This window comes from Rhodococcus sp. 05-2256-B1 (genome assembly GCF_002258465.1).
Taxonomy (GTDB): Bacteria; Actinomycetota; Actinomycetes; order Mycobacteriales; family Mycobacteriaceae; genus Rhodococcoides; species Rhodococcoides fascians.
This window is the reverse complement of the sequence record NZ_NOZA01000017.1, coordinates 404,794-420,233: the sequence shown is the minus strand read 5'-3', so window position 1 is coordinate 420,233 and position 15,440 is coordinate 404,794. Positions and strand designations below refer to the sequence as shown.

The following is a 15,440-nucleotide window of genomic DNA, read 5'->3' as shown; positions in this document are numbered from 1 at the left end:
GTGTGAGCTGAGTCTCCCACACAACCGGACTACTTACTAGATCACAAGTAAAGTTAGTGCAGCGGAACCTTCTCAGGAATCAGCTCCTCAAACTGCTGCGCAATATCTCTGTGCATGTTTCTATTGACCCGTTGTTTCTATAGTGTGACTTGAAATACAGTCCACGACCACGGATGAGGAGGACCCGATGAGCAGCGACCAGAATCCCGACAGCTGGATCACCGATTGGGAGTTCAGCGAGCGGTACCCGGTCTACACACGGGCGAACGCCGGTGAGGTTCTGCCCGACCCGTCGAGTCCGCTCAACGTGACCCTCGTGTGGAACAAGGGTTTGAACATCGGTTGGCGTGAAGGCTACGTCGAGCACCTCGGGACTCACCTCGCGTCCGAGATCGACGAGGAGATGCCGGAGATCATCGGCAACTTCGGCGGGTACCACTACACGAACTTCTCGATGACAGAACTCAACGGTGCCCGACTTCCCGGACTGACCGTCCCGGTCTGGAACAGCCTGTGGGTCGGCGACCATCCGGACATCCCCGAGTACGTCGAGCAGCCCGGCCACCAGAACGCCCAACTGACCGCGGGCCTGGCGGAGAAGACCGCGTGGTCGCTGACCACCGACACGTTCCCCGAGGCCGAAGAAGCCAAGCACCGTGCCGATCTCGCGCGCGCGAATCGTCCCGATGTCACGGCCATGAATGACCAGGCGCTCGTCGATCACGCCCGCTCCTTCGTTCCGGACCTGATCTTCTGCTACGCCTACCACCCCGTCACCACCACCCTGTCGACGATGGGGCCGGCCGTGGCGGGCGCGCTGCTCGAATCCATCGGCGAGGCAGACAAGCTCGGCGATCTTCTCAGCGGCCTCGGCGGAGTCGACTCCGCGGAGCCCTCCTACGCGCTGTGGAGCATGGGCCGCCTCGTCGCCGGGTCAGCAGAACTGACCGCTCTGTTCGACGACGGCCTCGCCACGTTGCTCGAGGCCGTCGATGCGAGCGGCACCCCCGACGCGAAACAGTTCCGAACGGACTTCGACGACTTCCTTTACAAGTACGGATCGCGCGCACCGAACGAATGGGACATCCGCTCGGACAGTTGGGAATCCAAGCCGGTCCTGGCGCTGCTTGCCGTCAACGGCATGCGGATGAGCCCCGCCGAGAACGACCCGGAGCTCATCCGAGAGCGTAACCAGGCCAAGCGCATCGCGCTCACCGCCGAACTCGCCGCCAAGATGCCCGACGACGCCACTCGGCAGAGCTTTCTCGACGCAGCCAAATCCATCACCAAGTTCATGCCGTGGCGTGAACGAACCAAGACCGCATGCGTGAAGGTCATGGGCGAAATGCGGACAGCTCTGTACGAGTTGGGCCATCGCATGGTGGATCGAGGAGTCATGGGCGATCACCACGACGTCACCATGTTGCTCGACGACGAACTCGACGCCTTCGTGGCGGACCCCGAGTCGTTCGTGGACACCATTGCGGACCGGCGTGAGCAATATCTGGCACTGTTCGACCTCGAACCACCGTTCTTCCTGTTCGAAAAACTTCCGTTGTCACAGTGGCCCAGGCGGACCGAGCACAAGGCACAGATCGCAGCGCCGGGCGACGCGCTGTCCGGTGTGGGTGGCGCACCGGGCGTGAGCCGTGGCCGTGCCCGAATCCTGCACGATCCGTACCAGGTCGGCGATCTGGCCGAGGGCGACATCATCGTTGCGCCGCAGACCGATCCGGCGTGGACGCCACTGTTCGTCTTCGCCGGCGGTGTGGTGGTCAACGTCGGTGCCACCATCACCCACTCGTCGATCGTCTGCCGCGAGCTCGGCATCCCCTGTGCCGTGTCGGTGCAGGACGCCACGTCCCGGATTCCCGACGGCGCGATGATCGAGGTCGACGGCAACACCGGAACGGTGACCGTCCTGTGAGTCTCCGTGTCGGATTGAGCCTCCCCCAGCTCGGCGAACACGTCGACGTCGGTGCGGTGCGCGAGTTCGCTACCTCGGCCGAGGAACTCGGGTTCGCGAGCCTGTGGGTCCAGGAACATCTGTTCTATCCGGAAGAGAACGAATCGATCTACGGTGGTCGCCACACCACGAGCGTCCACCCGGCCTATCGCTCGGTGCTCGGTGCCACAGAACTCATGGCGTACGTGGCGGCCTGCACTCGGACGGTCACGATCGGCAGCAGCATCCTGGTCGCCGGCTACCACCGTCCTATCGAACTGGCGCAACGACTTTCGACTCTGGACATCCTTTCCGGCGGGCGTCTCGTCGCGGGCCTCGGTGCCGGCTGGTCCGACGAGGAACACGCCCAGATGGATGTCGATCCACGTACCCGAGGTCGACGGATGAGTGAACTCGTGCACGCCGTTCAAGCGTGCTGGGGTCCTGATCCCGTGCAGTTCGACGGCGAATTCTTCACCATCCCCCGCTCCGTCGTTCGACCCAAACCCGTGCAGCAACCACATCCGCCACTGTTGTCCGGTCTCCGGTCGGCAACCGGATTGGCACGCACCGCAGCACTGTTCGATATCTGGAATCCGAGCAGCGGCAGTCCCGACGCACTGCTGGACCAACTCGACACCATGGCCGGAATGCGGCCCGCGGGTCTGGATCCCGTCCGGCTGTTCCTGCGGTCCTATCTGCAGCGACCGACGGATGCCGTCGGCTCGGCCGGGCAAGGCATCGAGGGTGTCGAGAAGGACATCCGGACCGCGATCGCCGCCGGCGCGGAGCAGCTGATCGTCGAGGTCAACTTCTGGGACGACATGCGTTCACCCGCCGATTGGGCTGCGGCACCGGAACGACTGGCCACCCTGCTCGACACCGCCGCAGAATTGACCCCGCCGAAAGCGAGTGCACTATGAAATCCACAGTGTCCGAGAGCACCTGTCCGTCGTCGACCGGTCCGGTGCGGCTGGAGCAATCGTTGTGACCGCCGGTCTGGTGGCGGTCGTGACCGGCGCAGCATCCGGAATCGGCCGTGCCGCAGTCGAAATCATCCTCGAACGTGGCGGGTCGGTGGTTGCCTTCGACACGACCCCGGAGTCGCTGGACTGGTTGGCGGGCAACGACCATGCGGTGGCCTTCGTCGGTGACGTCACCCGATCCGAAGACAACCGGGCCGCGGTCGAGCAGGCCGAATTGTGCTTTGGCCGACTCGATGCCCTGGTACTGAACGCCGGAGTTGCGGCGTCGGGCTCGATCGAGACACTCGACATGGATGTCTTCGACCGGTCGATCGACGTGAACCTACGCGCTATCGCACTGGGTGTGCGCGAGGCGATTCCGGCGTTCCGCCGCTCCGGAGGCGGCGCGGTCGTCATCACCGCGTCGGCGACCGCGCTGGGCGGTGAACCAAACCGGTGGCCGTATGCCGCCGCGAAAGCGGGCGCGGTCAACATGGCGCGGTCGTTCGCCCTCGACCTTGCCAACGACGGCATTCGTGTCAACGCAGTCTGCCCCGGTCCGATCACTACCGGAATGACCAAGCGCATCGAAGAGAACACGCCAGACCGCTACGAGTCGCTCAAAAGCATGGTGCCCCTGCACCGTTGGGGCACCGCCCGCGAGGTGGGCGAGGTCATCGCCTTCCTCGCCTCTCCGCTCGCATCGTTCGTCACCGGGGCGGCGATCCCTGTCGACGGCGGCGCAACCTGCGGCAGCGGCCAAACCGTCCCGGTCCCCGCAGGCCTCTAGAGTTTCGGGTCGACCAGCACCTTGGCGTGGGTGCTGGTACCGCTGTCGAGCTCGTCGAACATGTCCACCAGCTCACCCAAACCGATCGTCCCGGTGTGCAACGACTTCACGTCGATTCGGCCCTCGGCAATCAGCGTCATCGTGCCCTTGAAGTCTTCGTGCGAGTACGCCAGCGAACCGATGACGGTCAGTTCTCGGGACTGCCAATCCCCGTAGCTCACCGACGAGTCGGTTCCCGGATAGCCGAGCAGCGCCAGCGTTCCACCTCGCCTTACCAACTCCGCCGAGGGCTGGAACAGCGCGGCCACGCCGGTGCATTCGAACAACACGTCTGCACCGAGACCGTCGGTGACGTCATCGATCAGAGTAGCGAGGTCCCCGGGCTCCACCACGTCGGTGAAGCCCAGATCGGTTGCCGCCGAACGACGCGCGGGCGACGGTTCGCTCACCAGCACTCGACCGGCGCCGGCGGTGCGCGCGTGCTGCGCGGTCAACAAGCCGATCGGTCCTGCGCCCTGGACCACGACGATCGACCCGAGCGTGATGGCCGCGCGCTTGACGGCATGGAACGTCACGGTAGCCGGCTCCATCAACGCGGCCTCTTCGTCGGTCAGCGCGTCCAGCACCGGAATCGCTCGCCGTGCGGACACTTTCAACCTGGTGGCAAAGCCACCGTGGGCCGGTGCATCGTCGGTGATTCCGTTGGCCTCCGCAAACGCGAGATCGCAGTTGGCCGCGTGCCCGGCGCGACACTGAGCGCACACCCCGCACGCCGGCCCGACGCCCGCAATTACACGCTGCCCGACACGCACCGTCGTCACCTCGGCACCGACCGCGCTGATCGTCCCCGTCCATTCATGTCCGAACACCGCAGGCGGCAACGCTGCCGACGCGTATCCGTGCGTGTCGGTCGCGCAGATGCCGCAGTACCGAATGTCGACGACCACCCCGTCCGGGGCCGGTGTCACCGTATCCTCGACCACGGTCTCCGCTTCCTTGGGTGCGACGACGTGGACGAACTTGTTCTCGACTGCAGATGTCATGTCAGCGTTCGCTTTCCGGTCGGCATCAACTTTTTTGCTCATGAGTACAGTTTCTCATTCGTGTCCGCAAGCCTGTCGAGCACCGTCCGCGTCGCCCGGCCGAGTTCGACGATCCACCCGCCCGGATCGGTGACGCTCCGGGCCGAGGGTGCTTCCACGCTCACGGCAGCCGACGCCGGGAGTGCGCGCAGAAATTCGACGAGCGGAAGGGCACCCGTGCCCGGTGCCAGACGGTGGGTTCGGGCCTCGGTGATGGCCGCGTTCGGATCCGTCGACGGGGCTGCCGACACCGCGTCGCACAGCTGGCAGTACGGCAGCAGATCCTCCGCGACGGCGCTGATGTCGGCGACCTCGGAACCCGCACGCGCCCAGTGCAACGCATCGACGAGCACGCCCGCCCGGCCGGCCACACCCTCGACGAATGCTGCGGCCGCCGTCACGTCCCGCACCGACGAGAAGATCATCGGTTCCAGGCAGGTGCGAAGTCCGTAGTCGCCGGACAGTTCTGCGAGTTCCGCGAAGTTGCTCTCGGCGCGAACCCGATCGTCGTCGAGCACTGTGACGAGAAGATGGTCAGCGCCGAGTTCCGCGCCGGCATCGAGCACCGCCGACCAATCACCGCGTGAGCTCCCGGGATGCAGTTTCACCACTTCGACGTCGAGCACGCGCATCCCGTTGTCCGCCAGAGCGGACTTGGTATCTCGGAGCAGCGCGGACCCGGCAGGGAGCTGAAATCCCCTGTCCCGCCCGGTCTGCGCCGCTCGGACACCCACCGCGTCGAACCCGCCCGCGGCGGCGAATTCGACGAACTGTGGAGGCGGTACCTCGATCGCGGACAGGGACGACAACGACACGATGCGCTCGGCTGCCGCGTGGATCATGCGAATCTACTTCTTCCAGAGCGTCTTGAACTGATCCTGGTAGTCGGCGACACCCACGTAGTAACCGGTCTCCTCGTCGAGCACCGCCGCCTCGATGTTGTCTTTGTTCAGCAACTGAGTCGGCATGAACGCCGCGTCCGCTTCGGCGACATCGTCACCGTTGAACTGGCGGGCCAACGTGTCGAGCACACGCCAGCCGAGAATCTGGACCGGGAAACCTACCCACACACTGTTGTCGCCGTCCTTCAGCGACTGCAGGTTGTCCGGCGTCGGCGTCTGACCGGCGAACGTGACCTGATCCTGCAGGCTCGCTCCGCGCAGTGCCGCATCGACACCGAGGACGAGGTCCCCGAAGGAGAAGACCGCGTAGTTGATGGTCGGGTCACGCTGGAGCGTGCTGACGACGCTCTGCGGGGTCTTGGTTCCGAGATCGGTGACCTGCTGGTTGACGAGCTGAACCTTGCAGTCCGGGCACTGACTTTCCAGCTGCGCGGTGAAGGCATCGGTGAAGACGTTGAGGATCGAGTAGTCGGTGATCGAGAAGATCGCGACATTGGCCTCACCGTTGCTGTCCGCTACCACCTGACTGGCCACCATCCTGCCCCACTCCTGCACCTGCGCATCGCCGTCGAGAGCGGTGGAGATGACACCCGGAACCGGCTCTCCCGCAATGCTGTCCGCAACCACCGGAATGCCGGCGGCCTCGGCCGAGGCGATCTGCTTCGACAGCATCGTCAACGGTGTGCCGGAGATGTGGATGGCGTCCGGCTTCAGGGCAATGGCCTGATCCATGGCCTTCGGTGCCGCTTCGGCGTCGGTACCCATCAGAACACGCTGGTATCGCCACCCGAGTACGTCGGCGGCCTCTTGAATGGCGTCGTTCTTGGCGCTGGAGATGGGCTGGGGCGTCTCGATACTGATGACGTACTTGCCCTCCTCCGGTGCCTTGCTCAACGGTGTGGTCAGCACGAGATCGGTAGGTGCGGCCTCGTACTGGTCGGCGACCGCCTGCGCACCGGCGACGTCTGCCGCCTCGCCGGTGGTCGTGTCCTCCGAGCTGCTGCAGCCGGTCAGGACCAGGCTCGCGGCGGCAATGCCGGCCAACGCCTTCGTCCAAGTAGTGGTTTTCACGTGAGTTCCTTTCGAAGAACTAATTGCGGCGAGCGGTCCGCGCGGCGAGCGCGACGGCGACGATGAGGGCGAGTCCGTTGAAGAGGTCGTTGACGAAGCTGGGTGCGCCGGCCAGTTGCAGGCCCTTCACGCCGGTGGCGAGAAGGTAGATGGCGATCAGCGTGCCGAGTACGTTGACGCGGCCGGCGCGGATCTGGGTGGAGCCGAGGAACACGGCGGAGAAGGCGGGAAGCAGGTACGACGGCCCGATATCGGGCGCGGCGGTGCCCAGCTTGGCAGCCAGCACCACCCCGGTGAGCGCAGCGATCGTTGCCGAAGTCATCAAGGCACCGAACATGATTCGTTCGACACGCAATCCGGCGAGTCGTGCTGCCTGACGATTGCCGCCGGTGGCGTACAGGTAGCGGCCCAACGGTGTCTTCTCGAGCAGGACGTACATCACCGCAGCGACGGCGATCATGTAGAAGAACGGCAGCGGCAGGCCGAGGAAGGGCTTGCTGCCCATGTCGAGGAAGCCGTCGGTGAAGCCCTCGGTGATCTGCTTTCCGTCGGTCACCCAGTACGTTCCGGCCAGCAGGATGCTCGACATACCGAGGGTCGCGATGAACGAGTCGACGTGCAGTTTGACCACGACGAAGCCGTTGACGGCACCGATCAGCGCGCCGCACAGCAGGGTGGTGACGATGGCGACAGGCGTACTGATGCCCTGAGAGAGTTGGTAGGACACCATAGCGACCGAGAACCCCATGACGCCGGCGATGGACAGGTCGAACACACCCGCGGCCAACGGCACGATGAGGCCGATGGCCAAGATGGCGGTGATCGCTTGATCACCGGCGACGATGCGAAAGTTGCCCTGGGTCATGAAGGTGTCGGGAATCCAGATCGCGAACAGCACGATGATGGCGACCCACACGTACAGACCGCTGAAGCGATCGAGTCCGAGTGAGAACGTGCGCCCCTTGGTTCGGGCACCCGCGCCGTCGCTTCCGCCCGATGGTGGGCTCGCGGGCGCGGCCGCCGCTTCTTCGTGGGATTGTGTTGTCATGGTGATCCTTTCACCGAGTCCGAGTGCCGGCGAGGGACGCGGCGGGAGCAGGTTTCTTCAACGTGGAGGCGGTCAGCCGATCGGGGTCGATCCGGGGCCGCGAGAATTCGTCGACAACACGGCCGACGGACAGCACGATCACCCGGTCGCAGAGTCGGGTGAGCTCGCCGTGGTCCGTGGACACCACCAGTACCGCTGCGCCGGCCTGAGCGGCGGCGTCCACGAGAGCGTGAATGTCGGCCTTCGCGCCGATGTCGACGCCCTGTGTGGGCTCGTCGAGGAGAAGCACTCGGGGATTGCGACGCAGCCACCGCGCGAGCACGACCTTCTGTTGGTTGCCGCCGCTGAGGGTGCTCAGATGTCGTTCGGTATCACCCGTGGGCCGCACTCCGAGACGTTCGAGCCAGTGCGCCACATCGGATTTCTCACGCTTGACGCGCACCAGACCGCCCTTGGCGAAACCCCACGGATCGGCAACCGACACGTTCTCTCGCAACGACGCTGTTGCGAACGCTGCGTTGGACAGGCGTTCGGCCGGCACACAGCCGATACCCGCCGACATCGCCAGGTCCGGGCGACCTTGTTCGACGGTCTTCCCGTCCACGGTAATCGTGCCGCCGCGGGTCTCCGCACCGAAGAGCGCGGGCACTATCTGCTCTCGACCGGAGCCGGTGATGCCGGCGATGCCGAGTACTTCACCGGAACGAATCGAGAAACTGAATTCTTCCATTGCGCCACAGGACAAGTCGACGATCTGCAGAACGGGGTCACCGAGGGAGTCGGTGGTCTCCTCCGGCTCGGCGAGGAACTCCTCGACGCGGCGGCCGATCATCAGTTCGACGAGACCTGATTCGTCGAGACCGTCGAGGGCCCTCGTGGTCACGATCTTGCCGTCTCGCATGACCGTCACGCTGTCGCACAGGGAAAAGATCTCGTTCAGGTGATGCGAGACGAACAGCACGGCTACCCCGCGGTCGCGAATTCGGCGGACCAGATCGAACAACCGGACCGCCTCTGCGGCAGGGAGATTCGCGGTGGGTTCGTCGAGTACCAGCACACGGGCCTCGCCGGATCGGTCCTGGACCGCACGGGCGATGGCCAGCATGGTGCGTTCACTCATGGTCAACGCCCCGGCGAGCTTGTCGAGGGCGAGGTCGACACCGAGCTCGGCGAGAGCAGCCTTGGCCCCAGCGCGTTCTGCCCTGAAGTCGATGGTGCCGATGGCGGTGGTCTTGTATCCGTGCCCGAGCGCGAGGTTGTCGACCACGTCGAGGCTCTCGACCAGTCCGAGTTCCTGGTGAACGAAGCGAAGACCGGCAGCCTCGCCGCTACCAGGAGTTCCGACATGCAGCTGGTCACCGCCGACCGCGATCGATGCACCGTCGTCGGGATCGTGATATCCGGCAAGCACTTTGATGAGAGTGGACTTGCCGCACCCGTTCTGCCCGACCAGGCCCCGGATCTCGCCGGGTGCGAGGAGAAGTTCGACGTCGTCGAGTGCCCGATGGCCGCCGAAAGTCTTGGAGAGACCGTTGATGCTCAGCGCATCTGTCATGGAATCCTACCTACGTGAGGTGAGTAACTTGAATGCTGCTGTTGTTACCTAGGTCATACTCAACTATGTACATGAATAAGTCCAGCATTCCGAGAAAGTTCGTTTTGTGCACTGACGTGCCAAAATAGGACCGATAGGGCGCGCACTCGACGGGCGCTGGCGCGGAAACCGGCCTTTCGCACCGTCGGAGTATTTATAGTCGATGCCAAGTTGGACAAGGTCCCCCAAGGAGAAGCCCATGAGCGAGTATCCGCTGGGCGGCGTCGTACAGATCGCCTACATGGTCGATGACGCACGGGAGGCGGCCGCGGACTTCTCGTCCCGCACCGGAGCAGGGCCGTTCTTCGTCCGGCATAATCCCGGAGCGTTCGATCACACCTCGGCCTACGGCCAGTGGGGGCGCACCCAGATCGAATTGGTGCAGACCCATGCGGCAACTCCACCGGAGTTCGCGGAGACCACGACGGCACGACACTGCGTTCACCATGTTGCGATCATGGTGAACTCGTTCGCCGAGCAGCAACGCATCTTCACCGAAAGCGGCTGGCCCGCACTGTTTTCTTCGACCACGCCGAACGGAAACAGCTTTGCGTTCCACGATGCCCGCGGCGAACTGGGACATCTCGTCGAGATCTACGAACCGCGGCCGAGCATTCTGGCGTTGTACCGTCGCGTCGCCGACGCAGCCACGAACTGGGACGGCACCAACCCGGTTCGTGACCTGTGACGGCGGTCGGTGCCGAACCGGTCAGACGTCTGCGAGCAAGGCGGCCGCACGTTCTCGGGCCATGGCCAGAATCTGCGGGTTACCCGAGTTCCACAGCACCGTCAGTTGCTTCTTGCAGATCTTCCACTCACCGTCGACCCGCCGAAGCGAATCGGTGTAGTAGCCGCCGATGGTGAACATCGCGTCCCCGCCCGTGTTGGGGAGCACGTGCTCCGCGCGCACGTACGAGATGACCGTTCCGCTGTCGCCGTCGACGGTGATGTCGAGATTGGACAGAAAGTGCTGCGACGCTGCGAGTCCCGGAAAGAGCATCCGCCCTCGCTGCACCCAGTCGTCCGCCGTGAACGGACCACCGTTGCCCGCGCGGTAGCTCGTGTAGTCGATCTCGATGTCGTCGGTGAACACCGACCGGTACATAGCCCAGTCCCGCAGATCGATTCCGCGCGCGAAGCGGGCCATGAGCTTCGTGATCTCCCGATGATCGTCGGCACTCATGTCACGTCGCTTTCGCGGGCAGCTGCAGCGAAACCGTCTCGAAGTACTCGTCGAGGCCGTCCGGCCCGAGCTCACGGCCGATTCCCGATTTCTTGAAGCCACCGAACGGTGCGGCCGCGTTGAACCGGCCACCGTTGACGGAGACCTGGCCCGTGCGCAACCGGCGAGCGATGGCGATCGCGGCGTCGTCGTCGCCGGCGAACACCGCTCCCGAGAGTCCGTAGTCGGAGTCGTTCGCGATCTCGACCGCGTCGTCGATGCCGTCGTAGGTGATCACGGTGAGGACGGGACCGAACACCTCTTCGCGCGCGATCGCGGACGTGTTGTCCACGCGGGAGACCACAGTCGGGCGCACGAAGAATCCCGATCGCAGATCCGCGTCGAGTCCCTGGACGTCGCCGGGTCCACCGACCAGGAAGACCGCGCCCTGCGGCACCTCTGCCAGATGTTTCAGCACGGACTGCTGCTGTTCCTGCGACGCCATCGGTCCGATGTCCACCGACTCGTCGAGAGGGTCGCCGACCGTCTGCGACCCCACGAGTTCCACCAGCTTCTTCTCCACCTCGTCGATGCGCTCGGCGGGAACCAGCAATCGTGTGGTGGCAGTACATGTCTGACCGTTGTTGACGTAGCAGCCCCGAACTGCTGCGGTGATCGCGGCGTCCAGGTCGGCGTCGGGAGCGACGATGAATGCGGACTTGCCGCCGAGCTCCAAGGTCACTTTCTTGATTCCGGCTGCAGCTACCTGTCCGACGCGGGCACCGGCCGAAGTCGAACCGGTGAGGCTCACCAGGTCGACGTCCGGATGGCCGGCCAATCGCTCCCCGACCCGGCCGCCCGCACCGGTCACGATGTTCAGCACGCCCGGCGGCAGCCCGGCCGAGTGGGCGATCTCGGCGACGACGAACGCCGCCAGCGGCGCGACGCTGCTGGGTTTGACCACGGTGGTGCAACCAGCCGCGATCGCAGGTGCCACCTTGGCTGCCAGCTGATAGAGCGGGTAGTTCCACGGGGTGATCGCTCCGACGACCCCGATACCCACCTTGATGATCAGCGACGTACCTCGGCGCTCCTCGAGCGAGATGCCCTCGAGGGTGTCGGCCATCGATCGGAAGATCGTGACGCCCAGTCCGACTTGCACGGTCCGCGACCGCGCAATGGGCGTACCGACTTCGCGCGCCATCATCTCGGCGAGCTCGGTCTCACGCTCGACGAGCCCGTCGGCGATCTGCCGCAGCACTCTCACGCGTTCGGCGATCGTCGACTGGGACCATTCGCCGAAGGCGGAACGCGCTGCGGCGACGGCGTCGTCGACATCGGATTCGGTGCCGGCCGGTACCCGGGCCAGCAGCTGTCCCGTTGCCGCTTCCAGCACGTCGATCGTTCCACCGCCTGACGACGGAACCCATTTACCGCCGATGTAGAGCTCGTGCCGGTCGTTCATTCGAAGCCTCACTTCGTCTGCTGTACGGCCGAGTGGCGGCCATCACAATCACCCTAACGATGTTAGACGACTTGTTGTCAAGTAACTACGTCGAATCAAGTCTGTACATAGTTAGCGGTTGTTTCTTGACATCCACTACTAATTGGGTAGGTTATGAGCACCGTCACAGTCCCCTGACAGCGAGTGCCAGATCACTCGCCGATGACCGTCCCGACAGGGACCGGAGAAGAACGAGGAACACCATGAACGACCTCGCGATCAACACGTCCGCACCGACCGTCGTCACGAGCGAGTTGGTCGATCTGGTGGTCAAGGGCATGGTCCGCGGCCCGATCACGCCCGAACTGCAGGCAGTGGTCGACGCCGGAGATGCCGTCGCGAAGGGTCCCGTCGTGATGCCGACACAGGCCGGTATCGCCCACGCGGGAGCGCAGGTTCGCCTCCCCGAGGGCAGCGACGAGGCCAGGGCCGTCACCGACCTGCTCCATGTCTTCCTTCCGGTCAACCGTCGCCTGCGCGAACTGTGCACCGCATGGCAGTGCCGCCCCGACGGCTCCGCAAACGACCATTCGGACGCCCAGTACGACGCGAAGATCCGCGATCAGCTCGAAGACATTCACACCGACGTGGCCAAGATGCTCCGCCGGTCGGCCAAGCAGTGTCCCCCGCTCCTGGACTACCGCGAGCGACTCGTCGTGGCGCTCGAGCGCTTCGACAACGGCGACACCGCGTCTCTTACGTCGCCTCTGACCGACGGTTACCACACCGTGTGGATGTGGCTGCATCAGCACGTTCTCATGATGCTGGGCATGACCCGGGCCGAGGACGAGGCCCTCGAAGAGAAGCTTGTATCCGGTAGCCCAGAATGACCGTGTCCGACAACGTCATTCATGCTTCGACACGAGCGGCTGTGCCATACGGTCAGGGCCGGGCCCGTGGACTCGGTGCCGACGTACTGGGTGTTCACGGTGTGGAGATGGACAATCTCGTGGCGCTCGGGCTGCCGGTGGTGCCGGGGCTGACCGTGCCGATCGGGTCCGGTACCGGACTCGAGAACCGCGAGACCGCCTCCACTGCAATCGATCTGCTCGAAAAGCTGGCAGTTCGCGGAATTTGGCCCGAGGTTCGTACCGAACGCAGGCCCATGTTGATGCATCTGCGCTGCAGCGCTCCGGTGGCAGTATCCGCTCTGCCGCCGGCCATCTCGGCCATCGGTCTGTCGAGCCGCAACATCGACGCGCTCGTCGAGGTGATCGGCCGCGAACGCGACATCTACGACTCCTGGGCGGCCAACCTGCGGTTCGTCGCCGAGGGCGCTCTGGAGATCGACACCGACGATCTCGATGACCTCGACGACGACCACCCCGACAGCCGCGCTCGCGTACCGGCTCTTCTCGAGTTGATCGAGAAGTCCACCGGTGCAGCGTTTCCCACGGATCCTGCCGAACAGCTCGGCCTCGCCGCGAAAGCCATGCTCGCCCGCTGGGCCTCTCCACGCGGACAGCGGGCGCGCAAAGCCCTTTCTTTGCCGGGCGACCTGGGAATCGCTCTCCACGTTCGCGCCCTACGGCTCGGTTCCTGGGACGAGTCCGGATACGGGTCGGCGATCAGTCGCGACCTGGAGAGCGGAAAATACGCGCCTCACGGCGTCTTTCATCTCGGAGTTCGCCGGGCCGACCCCAACCCCGGTCCGGGCGCACCGCTCACCCACACTCCCGGTGGCGTGCAGATTCTCGACCAGATCTTCGCCACGCTCGAGCCGCATCTCCGCGCGGTCGCCGAAGTGGAGTTCGAGGTCCGCGACCGCCAACTCGCACTGCTCAGCGCCGGCGCGCTGGAACACCCGGGCCCACGTGCGGTCACCAATCTTGCCGTCGATCTCGCCACCGGTCAGTCGATCGGACGCAGCGAGGCCGTCCGCATGCTCGAACCCGATCTGATGCAGGACCTCCTCCACGCCCAGCTCACGCTCAGCGGCCGGGAACAACTACTCGCCCATGGTCTTCCCGCGTCGCCGGGCGCAGCGATCGGCGAGATCGCCCTGTCGAGCGAGCGGGCCCTCCGGCTCGCCGCCGAAGGCAAGAACGTCATCCTGGTCGCGTCGGAGACCAGCCCGGCAGATGTCCCCGCCCTGCTCGCCGCGACCGCGGTGATCACGTCCAACGGTGGATTGGCGTCGCATGCGGCTGTCGTCGCGCGCGGCGCAGGCCGTCCGGCCGTGTGCGGGGCGACGACACTACGCATCGACCTCGGTGCCGCCACCGTGACGTCCGACGGCATCACCCTGTCCGAGGGTGACACAGTGTCCGTCAACGGCCGAACCGGCGACGTCTACGCAGGTGCCGTGCCGATCCGGCCCGCGGAACCATCGCCGGAGCTCGAGGTGTTACTCGGGTGGGCGGACGAGATCCGTGAACTGGGTGTGCGCACCAACGCCGACAACGCCGAAGACGCCGCGACCGCGTTCCGTCTCGGTGCCGAGGGAATCGGGCTGTGCCGCACCGAACATCAATTCCTGGGTGATCAACTGCCGCTGGTGCAGCGGCTCGTTCTCGCCGAGAGCGAAGCCGAGGAGATCGAGGCGATCGCTGCTCTGACGGCGGCTCAGCAATCGGACTTCACCGAACTGCTGCGCGTCGTGGGCGACAGGCCCATCACCGTCCGGCTCCTCGATGCACCGCTGCACGAATTTCTGCCGTCGGACGGGCACTACCGAGACGATGCCCAGGCCGAACGAGCTGCTGCCACACACGAGTCGAACCCGATGCTCGGTTTACGCGGGGTGCGCTTCGCCATGGTGCAGACCCGCCTCTACCCCGCACAGGCGGAAGCATTGTTCCGCGCATGGGTCACGGTGAATGCCGAGGGACTCACGCCTGCACTCGAAGTCATGATCCCGCTGGTATCTCTGCCAGGGGAGCTGACCGAGGCCATCGCACAGGTGCACCGCGCCGCCGAGACGGTCGCCGCGGACACCGGGGTCACGGTTCCCTATCTCGTCGGCAGCATGATCGAGACTCCGCGGGCTGCGCTGCTCGCGGCACCATTGGCCGCCGAGGCGCAATTTCTCTCGTTCGGCACCAACGATCTGACCCAGCTGACGTACGGATTCTCGCGAGACGACGTCGAGAAGACGATGCTCGCGCACTACCTCGAGCACGGACTGCTGACCGACAGTCCGTTCGCGGTACTCGACCGTGACGGGGTCGGTGCCCTGGTCTCCCTGGCCGCAGACAATGCGCGCTCCGTGCGCCCCGACGTCAAGTTGGGCGTCTGCGGTGAGCACGGAGGCGACCCGGAGTCCATCGCGTTCCTCGATTCGGTCGGGCTGCATTACGTCTCGTGTTCCCCCAGGCGTGTTCCCGTGGCCCGATTGGCGGCTGCGCACGCAGCTCTCGACGGTAAGTGAGCACAGC

13 protein-coding genes are annotated in these 15,440 nt (G+C 65.1%); 6 read left to right on the top strand and 7 right to left on the bottom strand.

What is annotated here, in order from left to right:
* The first annotated feature begins 187 nt into the window (after window positions 1-187).
* The 3 genes from CH285_RS10250 (at window position 188) to CH285_RS10240 (ending at window position 3,700) form a co-directional block, all read left to right on the top strand.
* Window positions 188-1,927, top strand: a complete 1,740-nt coding sequence (locus CH285_RS10250) for a PEP-utilizing enzyme (RefSeq protein WP_094643466.1) — start codon at window positions 188-190, stop codon at window positions 1,925-1,927.
* Complete coding sequence (locus CH285_RS10245) at window positions 1,924-2,868, top strand: TIGR03619 family F420-dependent LLM class oxidoreductase (RefSeq protein WP_094643465.1); 945 nt, start codon at window positions 1,924-1,926, stop codon at window positions 2,866-2,868. Before CH285_RS10250 ends, CH285_RS10245 begins: the two co-directional genes overlap by 4 nt.
* A 64-nt stretch (window positions 2,869-2,932) precedes the next feature.
* Window positions 2,933-3,700 carry an SDR family NAD(P)-dependent oxidoreductase gene (locus tag CH285_RS10240; protein ID WP_255032517.1) on the top strand — a complete coding sequence of 256 codons (768 nt, stop codon included), beginning with the start codon at window positions 2,933-2,935 and terminating at the stop codon, window positions 3,698-3,700.
* On the opposite strand, the gene CH285_RS10235 is transcribed toward CH285_RS10240, so the two are convergent.
* From CH285_RS10235 to CH285_RS10215, 5 genes are read right to left on the bottom strand one after another with little or no spacing between them, the layout of a single operon-like run.
* Entirely contained in the window at window positions 3,697-4,743 is a 1,047-nt protein-coding gene (locus CH285_RS10235) for a zinc-dependent alcohol dehydrogenase (protein WP_094643534.1), read from the bottom strand. The genes CH285_RS10240 and CH285_RS10235 overlap by 4 nt on opposite strands.
* A 38-nt stretch (window positions 4,744-4,781) precedes the next feature.
* Window positions 4,782-5,624, bottom strand: coding sequence for a sugar phosphate isomerase/epimerase family protein (locus CH285_RS10230; protein WP_032381490.1), 843 nt, complete (start codon window positions 5,622-5,624; stop codon window positions 4,782-4,784).
* A gap of 6 nt (window positions 5,625-5,630) precedes the next feature.
* Window positions 5,631-6,755, bottom strand: a complete 1,125-nt coding sequence (locus CH285_RS10225) for a sugar ABC transporter substrate-binding protein (protein ID WP_176458456.1) — start codon at window positions 6,753-6,755, stop codon at window positions 5,631-5,633.
* A gap of 19 nt (window positions 6,756-6,774) precedes the next feature.
* Complete coding sequence (locus CH285_RS10220; RefSeq protein ID WP_052053442.1) at window positions 6,775-7,803, bottom strand: ABC transporter permease; 1,029 nt, start codon at window positions 7,801-7,803, stop codon at window positions 6,775-6,777.
* 10 nt (window positions 7,804-7,813) lie between these two features.
* Window positions 7,814-9,358: a sugar ABC transporter ATP-binding protein gene (locus tag CH285_RS10215; protein WP_094643463.1), complete on the bottom strand. Its 1,545-nt coding sequence runs from the start codon at window positions 9,356-9,358 to the stop codon at window positions 7,814-7,816.
* A gap of 238 nt (window positions 9,359-9,596) precedes the next feature.
* On the opposite strand from CH285_RS10215, the gene CH285_RS10210 reads away from it, so the two are divergent.
* Window positions 9,597-10,085, top strand: a complete 489-nt coding sequence (locus CH285_RS10210) for a VOC family protein (RefSeq protein ID WP_094643462.1) — start codon at window positions 9,597-9,599, stop codon at window positions 10,083-10,085.
* A 21-nt stretch (window positions 10,086-10,106) separates the two neighbouring features.
* On the opposite strand, the gene CH285_RS10205 is transcribed toward CH285_RS10210, so the two are convergent.
* Together CH285_RS10205 and CH285_RS10200 are read right to left on the bottom strand one after the other, a co-directional pair.
* Complete coding sequence (locus CH285_RS10205) at window positions 10,107-10,580, bottom strand: nuclear transport factor 2 family protein (RefSeq protein ID WP_032381486.1); 474 nt, start codon at window positions 10,578-10,580, stop codon at window positions 10,107-10,109.
* 1 nt (window position 10,581) lies between these two features.
* Window positions 10,582-12,024 carry an aldehyde dehydrogenase family protein gene (locus CH285_RS10200; RefSeq protein ID WP_032369189.1) on the bottom strand — a complete coding sequence of 481 codons (1,443 nt, stop codon included), beginning with the start codon at window positions 12,022-12,024 and terminating at the stop codon, window positions 10,582-10,584.
* A gap of 242 nt (window positions 12,025-12,266) precedes the next feature.
* On the opposite strand from CH285_RS10200, the gene CH285_RS10195 reads away from it, so the two are divergent.
* The gene (locus CH285_RS10195) at window positions 12,267-12,893 is read left to right on the top strand and encodes a hypothetical protein (protein WP_032369190.1); all 627 of its coding nucleotides are present in this window, start codon (window positions 12,267-12,269) and stop codon (window positions 12,891-12,893) included.
* Window positions 12,890-15,433 (top strand): putative PEP-binding protein, encoded by a 2,544-nt coding sequence (locus CH285_RS10190; protein WP_032389126.1) that lies wholly within the window; start codon window positions 12,890-12,892, stop codon window positions 15,431-15,433. Before CH285_RS10195 ends, CH285_RS10190 begins: the two co-directional genes overlap by 4 nt.
* Window positions 15,434-15,440 lie beyond the last annotated feature (7 nt).

Bases quoted from the DNA above. Each gene is read 5' to 3' on its own strand.
- CH285_RS10230 (WP_032381490.1), bottom strand. From the start codon at position 5,624: ATGATCCACGCGGCAGCCGAGCGCATCGTGTCGTTGTCGTCCCTGTCC.
- CH285_RS10200 (WP_032369189.1), bottom strand. From the start codon at position 12,024: ATGAACGACCGGCACGAGCTCTACATCGGCGGTAAATGGGTTCCGTCG.
- CH285_RS10215 (WP_094643463.1), bottom strand. From the start codon at position 9,358: ATGACAGATGCGCTGAGCATCAACGGTCTCTCCAAGACTTTCGGCGGC.
- CH285_RS10210 (WP_094643462.1), top strand. From the start codon at position 9,597: ATGAGCGAGTATCCGCTGGGCGGCGTCGTACAGATCGCCTACATGGTC.
- CH285_RS10195 (WP_032369190.1), top strand. From the start codon at position 12,267: ATGAACGACCTCGCGATCAACACGTCCGCACCGACCGTCGTCACGAGC.
- CH285_RS10205 (WP_032381486.1), bottom strand. From the start codon at position 10,580: ATGAGTGCCGACGATCATCGGGAGATCACGAAGCTCATGGCCCGCTTC.
- CH285_RS10220 (WP_052053442.1), bottom strand. From the start codon at position 7,803: ATGACAACACAATCCCACGAAGAAGCGGCGGCCGCGCCCGCGAGCCCA.
- CH285_RS10250 (WP_094643466.1), top strand. From the start codon at position 188: ATGAGCAGCGACCAGAATCCCGACAGCTGGATCACCGATTGGGAGTTC.
- CH285_RS10190 (WP_032389126.1), top strand. From the start codon at position 12,890: ATGACCGTGTCCGACAACGTCATTCATGCTTCGACACGAGCGGCTGTG.
- CH285_RS10235 (WP_094643534.1), bottom strand. From the start codon at position 4,743: ATGACATCTGCAGTCGAGAACAAGTTCGTCCACGTCGTCGCACCCAAG.